A 16581-nucleotide genomic window follows, 5' to 3' on the forward strand; every position below is an offset into this window, starting at 1 on the left:
GATTAAAGAACGTAAAGCGAATTGACGTGTTCACTCGTTTAAGACTTCAAATCTTTTGACCTTAAAAAAGGTCTGCTGAAGTCTCCAGCGAGCGCCCACACAAATTATCTGATTATCTATTTTAAAGAGCGTTGCTGACTTAGTTTGTTTGGCTAGCTGCTTCGTTGTTTTGAAGCGCTCTCCGTGTCAGCGAGGGCGTATATTAAGGATCTACAGATTTAGTGCAAGTACTTTTTAAAACTTTTTTGTGTTTTTCTCAAAAAACTGCCCAATCGTTCAAGTTTTAATCTTTTCACTAGTTTTCAAGGCTCAAAACAAAAAAGCCTGCATTTAAATGCAGGCTTTTAGATCGTATCTCGTTAAATATTTAACGCAGTTGCTTAAATACAATACCGAGAATGCCCCATAGACCGTAGGCACAAAACATTGTTGCTAGAACCAAAGCAGGTTCAAGTGCGATTAGTACTAACACCATCACAGCGATAAGAAGAACAACAAAAGGCACTCGACCTTTGATATTCAGGTCCTTGAAACTGCGGTACTTAACATTGCTCACCATTAGCAAGCCAGCCACAGGGACCAACAAAGCCATGACGGTAGCCATTTGTTCACCAGTCAAACCAGCTTGATTTGCAGCCCAAATAACACCCGCTACAATCGCGGCTGCCGCAGGACTTGGTAAACCTGTAAAGTAACGCTTATCTTCGTTACCAATCATAGTATTGAAACGTGCTAAACGAAGCGCTGCACCTACCACGTAAATAAAAGCAGCAATCCAACCTACTTTGCCCAGTGGATCAAGTGCCCAGGTAAATGACACCAAAGCGGGCGCAACACCAAAAGACACCATATCGGCCAAGGAATCATACTCGGCACCAAAGGCACTTTGAGTTCGAGTTAAACGAGCCACTCGCCCATCTAATCCATCGAACACCATGGAAATAAAAATCGCCACCGCTGCATGAGTATAGTTTCCATTCATAGCCGCGATGATGGAATAAAATCCTGAAAACAGAGCAGCAGTTGTAAACAGATTAGGTAAAAGGTACACACCTCGACGTGGCTGCTTTAGCGTTTTGGGCGCCTCAGCCGTGTCATCTTCTAGCTCATCTTTGATTATTTCTTTTTCTGTTTCTTCAACAGGCATATCGTCCACCTTCATTATGGAACCACCTAAACCAATTTTGCTAATGCACGTTTAGCCGCAGCAACGGTAAACGCAATGTCTTCTTCCGAATGAGCCTGAGAAGTAAACCCTGCCTCAAACGCAGAAGGAGCCAAGTAAACACCTTCTTCTAATAGGTGATGGAAGAACAACTTGAATTTATCAGTATCACACTTCTGCACATCCGCGAAAGTTGTCACACATTCTTGGTCTGTAAAGAACAAGCCAAACATACCACCGCCAGCACATACAGTCACCAAGGGTACATTTAACTCGTCGGCAGCAGCTTGAATACCTGTTACGAGGGCGATAGTTTTGCTTTCTAACGTTTTGTGGAAATCTGGCTCGCTAATTTTATTCAACACCGCCAACCCTGCCACCATTGCTACAGGGTTACCTGATAAAGTCCCCGCTTGATAGACAGGACCTAGGGGAGAAATGTGCTCCATAATCTCCCGTTTACCACCGAATGCTCCCACTGGCATGCCCGCACCAATGACTTTACCTAATGTGGTCAGATCTGGCTTGATGTTGAATTTCTCTTGAGCACCGCCAAGTGCCACACGAAATCCCGTCATAACCTCATCAAAAATCAATACCGCACCGGATTGATCACAGACTTCACGAAGCGTCTCAAGAAAGCCTGCGGCAGGTGGAATGCAATTCATGTTACCAGCAACAGGCTCAACGATGACGCAAGCAATCTGATCGCCTATCTCATTGAAACATGCTTTTACTTCTTCAATATCATTAAATTGAAGGGTGATCGTATGTTGCGCTAAATCCGCAGGCACCCCAGGGGAGTTTGGGACACCCAGCGTTAATGCACCTGAACCTGCTTTCACCAGCAGAGAGTCAGAGTGACCGTGATAACAACCTTCAAACTTAACTATTTTGTCGCGACCTGTATAACCACGTGACAAACGGATAGCGCTCATGGTCGCTTCCGTACCTGAGTTCACCATACGCACCATGTCCATTGAAGGCACAAGTTCGCAGACTTTCTCCGCCATGGTGATTTCAACTTCTGTTGGAGCCCCAAAGCTCAAACCAAAATCCAGTTGTTTGCGAACAGCACCAATCACATCTGGATGATTATGGCCGAGAATCATTGGTCCCCAAGAACCAACATAATCGATGTAACGTTTACCATCCTCGTCGTAAACATAGGCGCCTTCCCCTTTTTGGAAAAACAACGGCGTTCCGCCCACACCATTAAATGCTCGAACTGGCGAGTTCACTCCGCCAGGAATACGTTTTTGGGCGCGAGAATACAAATCTTCTGAACGACTCATAACAGGATCCACTTCTTACTAAAATTTAAAACGGGCGAACAACCACCAAGATGGTCACGCCAAGTAAAATCAAAACAGGCAATTCATTGAACCAACGGTAAAACACATGACTACGAGTGTTCACATCATTGGCAAATTTTTTCAGTAATCGCCCACATGCATGGTGATAGCCAAGTAACAAGACCACTAAAAACGCCTTGGCATGAAACCACCCTGCTTTTAAATAATATTCCGGTGCATAGGACACCAACCAGACACCAAACACCACAGTCAAAATGGCTGACGGCGTCATAATGCCTCGATACAGCTTACGCTCCATAATTTTAAAACGTTCGATACTCGCTGTATCTTCTGCACTGGCATGATATACAAACAAACGCGGCAAATAGAACAAGGCAGCAAACCAGCACACCATCGAAATAATGTGGAACGCTTTTACCCACAACATAGTTATTCCTTAAACAACATTTGATTAAGCTGATGGGAAGTCACTAGCCAGAAGCTTCCCGCATCAACATACTGCACCAATACTTGCGACTGATTATTTTTGTGTAGCCAATTTATCAGGTCCGGCAACGGCATAGATGAGTCAATCACCCTGACTTCTTTTCCCTGTAATGCCATCAGCACATCCATTCCCTGCTGATCTCCATCACTGGCCAACCAAGCCTGTGGACCAAGATCCAATTGTTTCAACTTGTCCAACATTTCAGGGGCTGAAACTAAAAAGTAGGCATCGCCAGCTTTGATTGCCACATAGTCTACCATATTTGACGCCAAATCTCGGATTCGTTCCAAGGGCAATATGGCGGGCAGCACTTTTACTTTCTGCGCTACATTACGTAGATCCTGTTGACGCAACAATCGCTGGACTGGTGACCACTCTGAAACCAACCCTAGGGCATTCATGCGCTCCACAAAGATAGAGTCCTGATTAAACAACAAGCGAATCGCCGTGCAGGACAACACAATCACAAAAATAGCAGGGACAATGGTTTGAGAGGTATGGGTCATTTCCACCATAGCAATCATAGCCGTAAGGGGAGCCTGAAAAGTCGTTGCCATCATGGCCGCCATGCCAAGTAATACAAATAACGACATTTCTGTTGCTGGCAGAAGTCCAGTGTCGACCCACAAGGACACTTGCGCACCCACTAATCCGCCAATCACAAAGGTAGGACCGATCATCCCACCAGGAATGCCTAATCCAATAGACAAAGATGTAAGCACCACCTTAGCGATAATTAAGATCAGGAGAGGCATGATAAAGTTCCCTCCCGTCAACGCTACATTTAAAGAATCATAACCGCCCCCAAGCACCTGAGGCACCAGCAAGCCAACCGCCCCCGTCACGACTCCTACAAACAGAAATCGGACCCATGGCGACACATTACCAAAGCGCCAAAACCAGCGTTGCACTTGATAAAAAAGGCTCGATGCAATGACGATCAGTACCACCAAGACGCAATAAGCGAGCAGCATAGAAAAATCATAAAGGGGCAGTTTAAGCACGCCCAACTCAAATAAATCGAAACGCCCAAGCAGGCCTTCACTGATAAACATGGCTACGATTGATGACAGCAATACAGGCAGTACCAAACGCAGCCGATATTCATGAAATATCACCTCGTAGGCAAACAGAACTCCAGCTAAAGGGGTTTGAAAAGCCGCAGCAATGGCACCAGCTACACCACAGGCCACCAAAGTATCCACACCGATATATGACAATCGAAAACGCTGGGCAAGTCGACTACCAAAAGTCGCGCCAATATGCACTGCGGGCCCCTCTTTGCCGATTGACAGACCTCCCATCAATCCAATGAGAGCACCTACAAACTGAACCACCGCATTAATGATCGGCAAGTTGCCCTGATGATAGTTCAACCGTTCAACAACATAAGGGATACCAACCTTTAAGTGACGTTTTGGCAGGAAGTGCCAAATACCAGCCAGTAGAATACAAGCCAAGACAGGTAACAAAAAACGGAATTCAGGAGGGAGAAGTTCATAGCTTTCGCTATGGGTAGGCAAAATAAAAGAGGCGAACCATAACAACAGCATCACCAATGATGTCATCGTGAGACCACTGAGAACACCGCATACCAGCGCTAAACCAGACAGCACCAATAAATCGTCAGAGCCTAGATCACCTTTGCGCCAGCGCTCGATAAAATTCAATCCCTTCAGTTTTCACTCCTCCAACTGTCATAACGCATCACTGTTTCGACACACCAGCGTCCGCCAAACACATGTGAGTCATAATTTTCTCAATATTCGGCCAACTGTCCATCTCTACCCTTAACGCGGTTAAACGCGCCATGGTTTCAGTTTCTACCAACATGATGATGTCCACATCACCGCTAATATAGTGGGCAAACCGAATCTCAGGAATAGAGCGAATGTAGGGCTCGACCATCTCTCGAACCATGGGTCGAAAGGTCAACGAAAAATACGCCATGACAGTATGACTGGCATCGACACCCAATCGCGCGTGATACCCTTCAATAACTCGGCTCTCTTCTAGTCTTTTTATCCGCTCGGTGACGGCTGATCGAGATAAATTAACCTTTCGACTGATGTCTGATACAGACTGTCGAGCGTCCTCCACCAACAATGCCAAAATTTTCTCATCAAATCGATCAATAGCCATTTTTGTTCTTCTATTCCTTGCCGTCATTTTGACGGTAAATACGTTATTTTGCCGCGAATTGCTGACGATTTGTATAGCGCCATTGTTTACGCTTCATTTTATCCTTTGCCTTACAAATCAGTAAAACGGTATCAAGGAAAATCCAATGCAATACCAACGCACTCTTGGCCCAATTCGTGGCATAGCATTAACCGTCACAACCTTTGTCGGCACTGGGCTGATGATTCTACCGGCGATCTCAGTGGCAGAAGCGGGATCCTTCGCTTTTTACGCTTGGTTGATCACAGCACTGGCAATCATGCCTGTCGCGTTTGTTTTTGCATTACTAGGCAGTAAATATCCGTCTGCTGGTGGCGCGTCACACTATATCGGAAAAGTACTTGGGGCAAAAACAGAACGGGCTATTGGCTGGTTATTTCTTAGCATACTCTTGGTAGGACCGACCGTAGCCATCAAGGTGGCAGCAGCCTATCTCGCGGTTCTACTAAATGTTGCCGAGGGACAAATACTGAACCTGAGCATTATCACACTCATAGGTATGCTACTTTTTGCCATTGCCGGGCTTAAAAACTCCGCAAGCTTCCAAACCATTATTGTATTGTGTTTGATCACCACTGTTGTAGCACTCTTTGCCCTTAGCATGAACGCCTCATCAGGCGCCGTGATGCTAAACGTGGAGGCTCCGACCGCACTCACTGATATAAACACGGCACTATTAGCCACAGGGACTATTTTTTGGTGCTTCATCGGTATCGAAGTTATGGCTCATATGGGAGCTGAGTTTAAAAACCCTGGTCGGGATTTTCCAATCGCCTTGTTGGGTGGCATTGTCATTGTTGTTGCCCTGTACTTAGCAACTGTATTAATGATCGCCCACCATAAAGTATACGGGGACGAACTCACAAACAGCCAATCCCTTGCCTTATTAGTTGGCGCTTTACTTGGTGAAGAGGCCCGTCGCTACTTCGCCTTGGGCGCTTACGTGATCGCCTTCTCTAATGTTGGTGTTTACATTTTAGGCTTCTCTCGCATGATTCAATCTATGGCAAGCCAGCACGCCCTCCCCCACTACTTTGCCAAGCTAACCGCTTCTGGCACACCTGTCCGGGCGGTGAGCCTAGTAGGAATCATAGGTATTGCATCTCTTTTGTTTTTTGAATATTCAGGGACACCTCTTAACTGGCTCATCGAAATGACCAATGGTGCTTTTCTGCTCATTTACTTATTAACCTGCGCCATCGCCATTAAACTGCTAACGGGCGCACTCAAAGCCATTGCATGTGTCGCGACACTCTTTTGTATCGCCATGACCACCTTTGTAGGGGAAAGTATGCTATTTGCTCTGATTGCCTTTGGACTGGCATTCGCATGGGAACATATGAAATCTCAGAAACGCCCCCTCCCTGATGAAAAAATTCATGTACAATGAGGCTATATTCAAACACATGGCTTTGCTTGCGTAATAAGCAAAGCCTGGGATACATCAGGAGAGAATCACATGCCATTACTAGACAGCTTTCGAGTAGACCACACTCGCATGCATGCACCTGCCGTTCGCGTTGCTAAATCCATGGCGACACCAAAAGGCGACACTATCACTGTGTTTGACCTACGTTTTTGCGTGCCGAACGAAGAAATCTTGTCTGAAAAAGGCATTCATACCTTGGAGCATTTATTTGCCGGCTTCATGCGTGATCATCTAAATGGCGACGACGTTGAGATCATCGATATTTCACCAATGGGTTGCCGCACAGGTTTCTACATGAGCCTAATCGGAACACCAAGCGAAGAAAAAGTCGGTGCGAGCTGGAAAGCGGCGATGGAAGATGTAATTAATGTTGCAGCAAAAGAAGATATTCCAGAGCTAAATGAATACCAGTGCGGTACCTACACGATGCATTCCTTGGAAGAAGCGAAAGACATCGCTAAAAACATTCTGGCTCGCGGCGTAGCCGTAAACAGTAATGAAGAGCTATACCTAACCGAAGAGTTTTTGGCTGAACACTCTTAATCGACCGCCATTTTACTTTCTGGTAATACAAAAAAGGAGCCGTGGCTCCTTTTTTTATGTCCGAGATAACTTGCTTAAATACGTGATGCCGTCGCCAGAAAGGCACTCGCTAACACAAACACGCCACCCATACCGCGGTTAAGGTTCGCCATACCACGGGGACTGCGAATCAAACGACGCAACTGACGGCCACCAATAGCATAGAAAAATGCTGCGATAAACTCCGTGACCATAAAGGTCATCCCCATGATCACAAACTGAATAGTCACTGGCTGATTCAAGTCCAACATTTGCGGGAAGATCGCCGTAAAGATCAATATTGCTTTAGGGTTACTAACGGCAATCATGAATTCTTGGCGCATGCGATCCTTATGAGAACTTGGGACCACAACCCCTCCTTCTTCCATGGAAACAAGGTTATTAGACGCCTGCATCCAAGCCTTTACCCCCACATAAAACAGATACAAGACACCCAGCCATTTCACGACATTGAACCAAAAAGGAGAAGAAACGATCACCGCTCCTAAACCTAATGCAGAGATCAACATCAAAATACCAAATGCGATGTTCCGGCCAATCACTGCAATCAGCGCCGCCCATGCTCCAGCACGAATGCCGTTGTACATAGCCGTAAAATTATTAGGACCAGGACCAAAGGACAACAGCAATAAAATAGGCGCTGTTGCGAGCCAAAGTTGTAGTGCCATTCGCTGTTTCATTACCTCTCAAAGAATGACTTATGATTCCAAAGCAAAACTCACTCCCAACCTTGTTTTTCAAAGACCTAAGCCTTGGATTCAAAGGTTTCCTGCTGTTCTGACTTTAACCGTTCACCGTAAAATTGGCGGCAACTTTAACGATATATTGAGGCGATGTCATGTCTATTCCGCACATTTTTTTATGGTTAACTGCCTGCATCTGGGGTTTTGCATTTGTTGCACAAAGCACGGCTATGGACGACATAGGTCCCCATACTTTTAACGCCGTTCGATTTCTCTTAGCGACCTTGTCACTTATCCCTTTATTGCTGCTCTTTAAAACCTCTCAAGCCTATGATTTTAAGAAGCTTTTAATCTGTGGCACCAGCGCTGGCACACTGATTTTCTGTGGCTTTACCTTCCAGCAAATGGGGCTCTTGTACACCACGGCCGGAAACGCAGGTTTTATCACCAGCATGTACATAATTTTTGTACCCTTGGTAGGACTGCTTTTTAAACAAAAAATTGATCGCTTAGCTTGGGTGGGAATCGGCGTAGCTTTAGTTGGTTTTTACACTTTAACCGTAGGTCCTAACCTTTCGATTAATAAGGGGGATGCGTTAGAACTTGTAGGCACTTTATTTTGGACGTCCCATGTTCTGTTTATTGGTTACCTTTCACGCTCTCTGCCTGCCCTGCCGCTATCGATCATGCAGTTTGCCGTTGCGACTGTCCTAGCAACCCTTACAGCTTTTATTTTTGAAGCACCAACCATTGCTGGCATTGATGCCGCTTGGTGGCCATTAGTATATGCGGGTGTGGCTTCTTCAGGCATCGCCTTTACTTTGCAGACATTGGGACAACGTAAGGTCATTCCCAGCACCACCGCTTTGATATTATCCATGGAAGCGGTCTTTGCGGTGATTGGTGGCTGGTTATTTATGGGCGAACTATTAACCAGTCAGGCTTTATTTGGGTGCGGATTGATTTTTACTGGGATGATCGTCAGCCAGTGGCCACGAAATAAAGCGAAACTAACTTCAGCTGAACAACAGCCACTTTAAGCATCAGCCAAAGCCTAGAAATGGCTCGCTTCTTGAGCGTTTAAGGGTAACTCTCGCTTGATCGGATTAGATAAAATCATCATGGTTTTAGTGTCACTTAGATCGATCAAGCGTTCCAGCAACACATCCAATGTGGACATGGACGCCACAGCAACCTTCAATATAAAGGCGGATGATCCAGTGACATTGTAGCAATCCACTACTTCGTCTAATCCCAGGACGAGGTCTTTAAACTCACGCTCTTTTGCTCGATAAACCTCACACTCCACCAATGCAGTAATGGGAATACCCACTTTTTCTAAGTTTATCCGAGCGCCATACCCGGTAATCACACCTTGCTCTTCTAGCTTTCTAACCCGCTCTGCAACCGCAGGGGCAGACAGGTGTACTAATTTTCCTAGTTCGGCAAAACTGAGTCGGCCGTTAGACTCCAATGCTTGAATCAGTTTCCAATTAATCTTGTCCATTTGTCACCCTAATCTATAAGAAGCACTAGCTTAGCGGTTAGTACGGGAGATTTCGATAACCATCCAAATAAAAACGGCCACATAAAAGTGGCCGTTTATTCCCGTTAAAGTAATGGATTAGCTGTTACTGCTATCAATGCCCAATTCTTCTTTTAGAGAAGCCACTGAGTTGCTGTACGCTTCAGTAATGGACTCCATAGTGTTGTCATAGGTTTCTTCCGCTTTTGCCAATGCTTCGTCAGTGTTCGCCTTGTCTTTGGCTGTTTCATAGACATCTTTTGCGTTCGCTACCTGCTCATCAAATTCTTCGTGGATGTCTTCCATGCCATCTTGAAAATCCGATTTAACATCAGCCCAAGTATCTTGAGCATTATCCTCGGTGAGCTTTTCATCAATAAAGCATTCGGTCTTCGCCGTCATCAGACTTGCTTGAGACGTAAAGATTTCACTCCAATCATCCTGTACTTGAGCCGTTTTCAATGCCACTTCTTTCTCTGCCACAGTTAAACATGCATTATCATCTGCGTAGACCGCCGACCCCGACATAGCAGCAACCGAAACAGCTACGGCCAACGCACCTTTTTTTGCGACATTTACTGATTGGTTTACCAATGAAGTGTTCATAGTTTCGTCCTGTCTCAATGAATGTGTACTTACATTGTTAATGGCGGGCTAAAGAAATTAAAGGGGCTCAGCGCGGGTTACAGAATTGCTCCTATTAAGTACTAACATTAGAGCTCACTGCGCATTTACTGTGTAATTGTCAGCATCATTTAAAGAATAGGAGAATCAACATTCTTATAGGCATAAAAAAACGCGCCGAAGCGCGTTTTTGAAACAACCTGATAGAAGTCTTACAATGACAAGGTTTTTTCGCCTCGTGCGATACCTGAAACCCCTGTACGCACGACTTCAAGTGTGTGCATGCCACCTAAAGCTTGCAGGAAGCCATCCAACTTGTCGGATTCACCCACGATTTGAATGGTGTAGATAGACGGGGTCATATCCACGATGTTGCCACGAAAAATGTCTACGGTACGTTTCACTTCGGCACGCTGAGCCCCAGAAGCACGTACTTTCACTAGCATCAATTCACGCTCAATGTGCTGACCTTCTGTCAGGTCCACCAACTTCACTACATCAATTAGCTTATTCAGCTGCTTAGTGATTTGCTCGACCACTTGGTCTGAGCCGAATGTTGTTAAAGTCAAACGAGACAAGGTTGAATCGTCTGTCGGCGCTACGTTCAAAGACTCAATGTTAAAGTTACGCTGAGAGAACAGACCAACCACACGCGACAATGCACCCGGCTCATTCTCCATTAAAACTGAGATAATGTGTCGCATATTAAGTTCGCTCCGTTTTGCTCAAGAACATGTCACGCATAGAACCGCGTGGCACTTGCATTGGGTATACGTGTTCTTCTGGGTCCACGTAACAGTTGATGAATACAAGCTGATCCTTCATTGCGAACGCTTCTTCCATCTTAGAATCCAACTCATCCTTCGTACGAATCTCAACATACTTATGACGGTAAGCACCCATCAAGGCCTCAAAGTCCGGCAAAGAATCCATGTAAGAATTTGAGTGACGACCTTCATAGTTCATATCTTGCCATTGGCGAACCATGCCCAAGTAGCCGTTGTTCAAACATAGAATCTTCACAGGCAAGCCATACTGAAGACACGTGGACAACTCTTGGATGTTCATCTGAATACTGCCCTCGCCGGTCACACAAACGACCGTCTCTTCAGGGAAGTTGATTTTCACACCCATTGCCGCAGGCAAACCAAAGCCCATAGTGCCTAGACCACCAGAGTTTACCCAACGGTAAGGTTTAGCAAACTTGTAGTACTGAGCTGTAAACATCTGGTGTTGGCCCACATCTGATGCAACAAACGCATCACCTTTAGTGGCACGCCAACACGCTTCTACTGCCGCTTGTGGCTTAATCTTCTCACTCGAAGTGTCGTAACGACCGCCGTGCACCTGACGCCATTCATTAATCTGTTTCCACCAAGTTTGAATAGACTCTTGGTTTTTACGTGCTGGAGCATCGTCGATCAACTGAAGCATTTCTTCCAGCACTTGAATAACAGGCCCTACAATCGGCACATCGGCACGGATTGTTTTAGAAATGGACGCAGGATCAATATCGATGTGAATGATTTTTGCACCAGGACAGAATTTATCCGGATCATTGGTAACACGGTCATCAAAGCGCGCACCCACAGCCAAAATCAAATCACTGTGATGCATTGCCTGGTTCGCTTCGTAGGAACCATGCATCCCCAACATGCCTAATGACTGTTTATCAGTACCTGGATAGCCACCTAAGCCCATAAGCGTATTGGTGACAGGGTATTCTAACTGTTGCGCAAGCTTAGTAAGCTGGTCAGAACCACCGCCCATGATGACACCACCACCAGCGTAAATAACCGGACGCTTGGCAGCTAAAAGTAGATCCACTGCTTTTTTGATCTGACCGCTGTGACCTTTTGCAGGAGGCGTGTAAGAGCGCAAAGACACGGACTCAGGATACTTGTATTCGAATTTTTCATTCGGCATCGTCATGTCTTTTGGCACATCAACGACAACCGGACCTGGACGGCCACTGCTAGCAATATGGAAAGCCTTCTTCAAAATCATTGGGATCTCAGAAGGATGCTTGACAGTAAAGCTGTGTTTCACGATAGGACGTGACACACCGATCATGTCTGTTTCCTGAAACGCGTCTTCACCGATCAGGTAGCTCATAACCTGACCACAGATGACAACCATCGGAATAGAGTCCATAAATGCTGTCGCAATACCAGTCACGGTATTGGTCGCACCTGGACCAGAAGTTACGAGGACGACGCCTGGCTTACCCGTTGCACGAGCATAACCGTCAGCCATGTGGGTTGCAGCTTGTTCGTGGCGGACGAGCACATGCTTAACATCTGATTGTCGATGCAGTGCGTCATAAATGTGCAATGCTGCACCACCTGGATAGCCATAAATATTTTCGACTCCCTCATCTTTGAGGAAGCGGGCGATCATTTCACCACCGGATAATAACTCCACCTTGAAAACCTCTGTAGTGTTCATCTGTCTGCTTATTTTGGTGCAGCTATTGTAACCGCATACCAAGGGCAGATTAAAGTTGATAAAACGATGTTTGCAAAACTAATGAGTTGCCTAGAATCAAGGAACACTCAAACGCAAGAAATCGCAGTTGTGACACTGCCCGCGTCTTTTCGCGAGGGAAAGCATTGTTGGTAAACGTTCTACTCACAATACTTTGTGTAACGACTATACTTAGTCGTATAGGAGGGGCTGTTGGCCGCCATCAGAAGAGACAATCAGCGGGGTATTGCTGATGTAATAAGCCATTGTCGCAGGCATCTCTCCCCGAGTCAATGAATTGGGGGACTTATGTACCTTTGTCCTTGCTCAAACCGCCCTTTCATGGTGTCATATAGTTAGTCTGTATTAAGGAGTTCCAATCATGGCTTCAGAACTAAACCAACAACGAATTATTGATGAGTTTTTACGCTGTTTTCGCAAAATGCTCATGGAGCCTGAACTGTCTGGCGAATTAGTGCGCATTGCAAAAGAGCACATCAATGAGCCCAACGCATTTCAGAAAATTGCTGAAGAAGTTTCCAACCAAACCACACTAAAAATCCCAGAAGAGCACTCAGAAGCAGATCGTTTATTTATCAAACTTCTGATGGACACAGTGAAAAGCGACGTTAATTTATATTAACGTCTCCACCGAAGGTAAGAGGTTCTCTTACCTTCAAAAATAAGCGCAGCCCGTGTTACCCAATCAACTTAATTCCCCATCAGACCTCGCCGAGCTTGCCGATCAAATTAAACAATGGGCGCAAGAATTAGGCTTTTCCGACTGTCGCATCGTTGATCCTGAATTAGAGCAATATCGAGAGCAATATCATGCTTGGTTAGACGCTGGATACCATGGCACCATGGATTACTTAGCCAATCATGACTCCCTGCGCTTTACCCCAGAGGCTTTACACGCGGGCACCAAACGTGTCATCAGTCTAAGTATGGCCTACTTACCCCAATCTGTAGAAACCGTTAAACGCCTAACAACCAAAGACAAAGCATATATTGCCCGCTATGCATTAGGACGGGATTACCACAAGCTGATTCGCAAACGTTTAACACAATTGGCAAAACGCATCCAAGAACAGGTTGGCGATCACGGCTATCGTGCCTTTGTGGACAGCGCTCCTATTTTAGAGCGCCAAATAGCGGAGCAAGCTGGCATGGGGTGGATCGGAAAGAACACACTATTACTTGCCCCAAAGGCAGGTAGCTGGTTCTTGCTCGGTGAAGTTTTTACCAATTTGCCTCTTCCGGTGGACGCCCCGACAAAGACAAAGCATTGCGGCAGTTGCTCCGCCTGTTTAGACAAATGCCCGACCGATGCATTTGTGGGACCATGGGTTTTGGACGCCAGCAAGTGCATATCCTATTTAACCATTGAGTACGATGGCATCATCCCTGAAGAACTACGCGCCAAGATGGGCAACCGCATTTTTGGCTGTGATGATTGCCAACTGGTGTGCCCGTGGACCAAGTTCGCTAAACACACACAAGAAGCAGATTTTCAGCCTCGGCATAATCTAGATAACGAAGACCTAGTAACGTTATTTAACTGGGATGAAGAAACCTTCCTAAGCAATACTGAAGGCTCCCCTATTCGACGTACAGGGTATGAAAACTGGCGCCGTAACTTAGCCATCGCACTAGGTAACGCTCCCACTAGCGGAGCCATCGTTGAAACACTCAAACACGCTCGAAAAAATGCCTCACCTAAGCTTTTGATCCACCTAGATTGGGCGCTTGCTCAGCATCAAGTGTGATCTTATTGAGCTTCTCCATTTCCCCAAACGCCAATTGCGTATCAGGCCCAGGACACTTAGCACACACCACGCAGTTTCGGCCATGGGCTTTGGCGTCATAGAGGGCATCGTCAGCCCGCTTTAAGACTTCGGAAGACTGCTCGTCTGTGCCGAGTTCAGCCACGCCAATACTTACTGTTACTGTGAGATCAAAGGCCTTGTTTCGAGAGCGAGCTAAGGAGCCACGAATATGCTCAGCCTTGCATCGCGCGAGCTCGATATCGTAGTAAGGCAGCAAAACAGCAAACTCCTCTCCTCCCCAACGACACACGAATCCATTTTGGCCAACCACTTTGTTGATGCAGTCTGCCGAATGTTTTAACACTTGGTCCCCAACTTGGTGACCATATTGATCGTTCACTTTTTTAAAGTTATCTAGGTCAATTAAAAGAATCGATAAAGGGGCTTTATGCTGTTGGGCAAAGGCCAAATTCTCGGAAAAAAGTTGATCAAAACGCGTACGGTTATACACCTGAGTCAATGCATCCGTATTAGCGACCACCGATAACTGCTGATTCAGCTCTAACAAGATTTTATTTTTGCTTGCTAGAGCGGCCGTCCTGAATGCAATTCGCTGCTCCAACTCTTCATTAGTTGCTGCAAGCGCTTCCCTAGATCGGGCCAAGGACAGCAATACACGATTCACAATCCCGATAATCTGACGATATTCTATAAACTGTGACAAGGAACTGTCGTATTGGATCGGAGTGGGCTTCTTTAAATTAATCAAGCTTAATTCTTTAACAAAGCGAAACACACTTCTGCGCAAACTTCGACGAACCAATACCCAAATCAACACCACTAGCAATGCTAACTGAGCCAACATGGCGAATAAGGTTATCCCAAATTGAGAAAACAAGATCCCTACCATGGACAAATGATTAAACTGCACCAGAAGAATATCAGACGAGGCGTTTAAAGCGATGCTGTGCAACTCTCCCTCTCGCCAAGGTTGCTCAGTGGCTGGATTTACCCAATTAAAGCTATTACCAGACCTAGGATTTTTTAGCGCAACACAACTGAATAATTCTCGATTGTCATCTAAATAATGAGAAATTAGGTTGTCGCGCTTCACTGGCGACATACGTTTAATGCTGAGTACTGTCTCAACATAATTTGCCAGCTTTGCTAGACCTCCCTGTTGCTGACTCAGTAGCACATGATAGGAGACCACCATAAAAATTGCTAAAACCAAAGCCGCGGCAATTAAATAAAACGCCATCACCTTTAGCACGATAAAATTCACTGCACTTCGCTGAGCTATCACGCAAAACCCTTTAATATCCGTATTGAGAGCAAACGCTTTTTAATCTTCAGCCCACCTCCATGTGGGCCGAAGTAAACATTCCCTGCATTAAAAACTGATCAAAAATAACACAGCAGTATCACAACACACTAACTTATTAGGGTATTTGCAAAGTAAAATCACGAAGTGAGGCGTATCAAGCCCTCTTGTGCCGTGGAAGCCACTAAGTTTCCTGCTCGATCAAAGATTTTACCTCGTACAAAGCCTCGTGCAGAGGAAGCAGAAGGACTATCAGCCACATATAATAGCCATTCATCCAAGCGGAACGGACGATGAAACCATATGGAATGATCTAAACTGGCAATTTGCATTTTTGGGCTACCAATTGAAATACCGTGGGGCTGTAACGCTGTCTCCAAAAAGCCATAATCCGTGGTATAGGCCAACATACACTGGTGCACTAATTCACAGTCCGGCAGCGGTGCCACACTCTTAATCCACATATGGCGAGCGGCCAGTCCAGGACGCGGGCGAAATGGGTTCTGATTTTCCACAATGCGATATTCTATGGGACGGTCAGCGGTCAATAAATCACGAACTCGCTCAGGGATTTCCTCCGCATGGGAACGAAAGAGACTTAACTCTGATTTGAAATTCTCTGGCCCGGGCACGTTCGGCATGGTTTCTTGGTGAGAGAGCCCTTCTTCAAACACCTGAAACGATGCTGTCATAACCAAAATACTCTTGCCTTTTTGACTGGCGATGACGCGACGAACACTAAAACTTCCCCCATCACGCACCACTTCCACTTCGTACTTGATGCTTTCGTTAGCATCGCCAGGTCGCAAGAAGTAGCTATGTAAAGAATGGGGGGCACGTCCTTTAGGCACGGTCTGAGAGGCAGCACTCAATGCTTGCCCTACCACTTGCCCACCAAACACTTTAGGAAACCCCAGATCTTGGCTTTTTCCCTCAAAGCTCAGATCTGAGACTTTTGTTAAAGTCAGTAGGTCAATTAAATTATGAATCACCTGTTGCACGCGAGTTCTCCTTATCGTTCGCTATGGTG

17 protein-coding genes are annotated in these 16581 nt (G+C 45.8%); 5 read left to right on the plus strand and 12 right to left on the minus strand.

The genetic code is table 11. The features are described 5' to 3' along the window. Positions 1 to 367 precede the first annotated feature (367 nt). From pssA to ACFQ45_RS12085, 5 genes are read right to left on the minus strand one after another with little or no spacing between them, the layout of a single operon-like run. Positions 368 to 1162 carry a CDP-diacylglycerol--serine O-phosphatidyltransferase gene (gene pssA, locus ACFQ45_RS12065; RefSeq protein ID WP_377368028.1) on the minus strand — a complete coding sequence of 265 codons (795 nt, stop codon included), beginning with the start codon at positions 1160 to 1162 and terminating at the stop codon, positions 368 to 370. Positions 1163 to 1173: 11 nt separating this feature from the next. Then, a complete protein-coding gene (gene hemL / locus ACFQ45_RS12070; protein WP_377368030.1) occupies positions 1174 to 2460 on the minus strand; it encodes a glutamate-1-semialdehyde 2,1-aminomutase in 1287 nt (428 codons plus the stop codon). Between the two features lie 25 nt (positions 2461 to 2485). Then, a complete protein-coding gene (gene hemJ, locus ACFQ45_RS12075) occupies positions 2486 to 2908 on the minus strand; it encodes a protoporphyrinogen oxidase HemJ (protein ID WP_452600460.1) in 423 nt (140 codons plus the stop codon). A 2-nt stretch (positions 2909 to 2910) separates the two neighbouring features. Continuing rightward, the gene (locus tag ACFQ45_RS12080; RefSeq protein WP_377368032.1) at positions 2911 to 4638 is read right to left on the minus strand and encodes a chloride channel protein; all 1728 of its coding nucleotides are present in this window, start codon (positions 4636 to 4638) and stop codon (positions 2911 to 2913) included. A gap of 37 nt (positions 4639 to 4675) precedes the next feature. After that, positions 4676 to 5110 (minus strand): Lrp/AsnC family transcriptional regulator, encoded by a 435-nt coding sequence (locus ACFQ45_RS12085; protein ID WP_377368033.1) that lies wholly within the window; start codon positions 5108 to 5110, stop codon positions 4676 to 4678. A gap of 145 nt (positions 5111 to 5255) precedes the next feature. On the opposite strand from ACFQ45_RS12085, the gene yjeH reads away from it, so the two are divergent. Beyond that, positions 5256 to 6539, plus strand: a complete 1284-nt coding sequence (gene yjeH / locus ACFQ45_RS12090) for an L-methionine/branched-chain amino acid transporter (RefSeq protein ID WP_377368035.1) — start codon at positions 5256 to 5258, stop codon at positions 6537 to 6539. A 69-nt stretch (positions 6540 to 6608) separates the two neighbouring features. Further along, positions 6609 to 7121 carry an S-ribosylhomocysteine lyase gene (gene luxS / locus ACFQ45_RS12095; protein WP_377368037.1) on the plus strand — a complete coding sequence of 171 codons (513 nt, stop codon included), beginning with the start codon at positions 6609 to 6611 and terminating at the stop codon, positions 7119 to 7121. A 74-nt stretch (positions 7122 to 7195) separates the two neighbouring features. On the opposite strand, the gene ACFQ45_RS12100 is transcribed toward luxS, so the two are convergent. Next, positions 7196 to 7840: a LysE family translocator gene (locus ACFQ45_RS12100; protein WP_377368038.1), complete on the minus strand. Its 645-nt coding sequence runs from the start codon at positions 7838 to 7840 to the stop codon at positions 7196 to 7198. A 158-nt stretch (positions 7841 to 7998) separates the two neighbouring features. Between ACFQ45_RS12100 and ACFQ45_RS12105 the strand changes: the two genes are divergently transcribed. Further along, a complete protein-coding gene (locus ACFQ45_RS12105) occupies positions 7999 to 8883 on the plus strand; it encodes a DMT family transporter (protein WP_377368040.1) in 885 nt (294 codons plus the stop codon). Positions 8884 to 8897: 14 nt separating this feature from the next. On the opposite strand, the gene ACFQ45_RS12110 is transcribed toward ACFQ45_RS12105, so the two are convergent. The 4 genes from ACFQ45_RS12110 to ACFQ45_RS12125 form a co-directional block, all read right to left on the minus strand. After that, entirely contained in the window at positions 8898 to 9350 is a 453-nt protein-coding gene (locus ACFQ45_RS12110) for an Lrp/AsnC family transcriptional regulator (RefSeq protein WP_377368042.1), read from the minus strand. A gap of 117 nt (positions 9351 to 9467) precedes the next feature. After that, positions 9468 to 9974, minus strand: coding sequence for a hypothetical protein (locus ACFQ45_RS12115; RefSeq protein ID WP_377368044.1), 507 nt, complete (start codon positions 9972 to 9974; stop codon positions 9468 to 9470). Positions 9975 to 10204: 230 nt separating this feature from the next. Beyond that, entirely contained in the window at positions 10205 to 10696 is a 492-nt protein-coding gene (ilvN, locus tag ACFQ45_RS12120) for an acetolactate synthase small subunit (protein WP_377368047.1), read from the minus strand. A gap of 1 nt (position 10697) precedes the next feature. After that, the gene (locus tag ACFQ45_RS12125) at positions 10698 to 12440 is read right to left on the minus strand and encodes an acetolactate synthase 3 large subunit (protein ID WP_377368048.1); all 1743 of its coding nucleotides are present in this window, start codon (positions 12438 to 12440) and stop codon (positions 10698 to 10700) included. A 400-nt stretch (positions 12441 to 12840) separates the two neighbouring features. Between ACFQ45_RS12125 and ACFQ45_RS12130 the strand changes: the two genes are divergently transcribed. Both ACFQ45_RS12130 and queG read left to right on the plus strand, forming a co-directional pair. Then, entirely contained in the window at positions 12841 to 13101 is a 261-nt protein-coding gene (locus tag ACFQ45_RS12130; RefSeq protein WP_377368050.1) for a hypothetical protein, read from the plus strand. Between the two features lie 52 nt (positions 13102 to 13153). Beyond that, on the plus strand, positions 13154 to 14227 hold the full coding sequence (gene queG, locus ACFQ45_RS12135) for a tRNA epoxyqueuosine(34) reductase QueG (protein ID WP_377368051.1): 1074 nt from the start codon (positions 13154 to 13156) through the stop codon (positions 14225 to 14227). Here the strand turns inward: queG and ACFQ45_RS12140 are convergent. Together ACFQ45_RS12140 and ACFQ45_RS12145 are read right to left on the minus strand one after the other, a co-directional pair. After that, complete coding sequence (locus ACFQ45_RS12140; protein ID WP_377368053.1) at positions 14178 to 15533, minus strand: GGDEF domain-containing protein; 1356 nt, start codon at positions 15531 to 15533, stop codon at positions 14178 to 14180. The two genes, queG and ACFQ45_RS12140, sit on opposite strands and share 50 nt — an antisense overlap. A gap of 158 nt (positions 15534 to 15691) precedes the next feature. Beyond that, positions 15692 to 16552 carry an acyl-CoA thioesterase domain-containing protein gene (locus ACFQ45_RS12145; RefSeq protein ID WP_377368055.1) on the minus strand — a complete coding sequence of 287 codons (861 nt, stop codon included), beginning with the start codon at positions 16550 to 16552 and terminating at the stop codon, positions 15692 to 15694. Between the last annotated feature and the right edge of the window lie 29 nt (positions 16553 to 16581).

Source organism: Rhodanobacter aciditrophus, assembly GCF_042679525.1.
Classification (GTDB): domain Bacteria; phylum Pseudomonadota; class Gammaproteobacteria; order Pseudomonadales; family Marinomonadaceae; genus Marinomonas; species Marinomonas aciditrophus.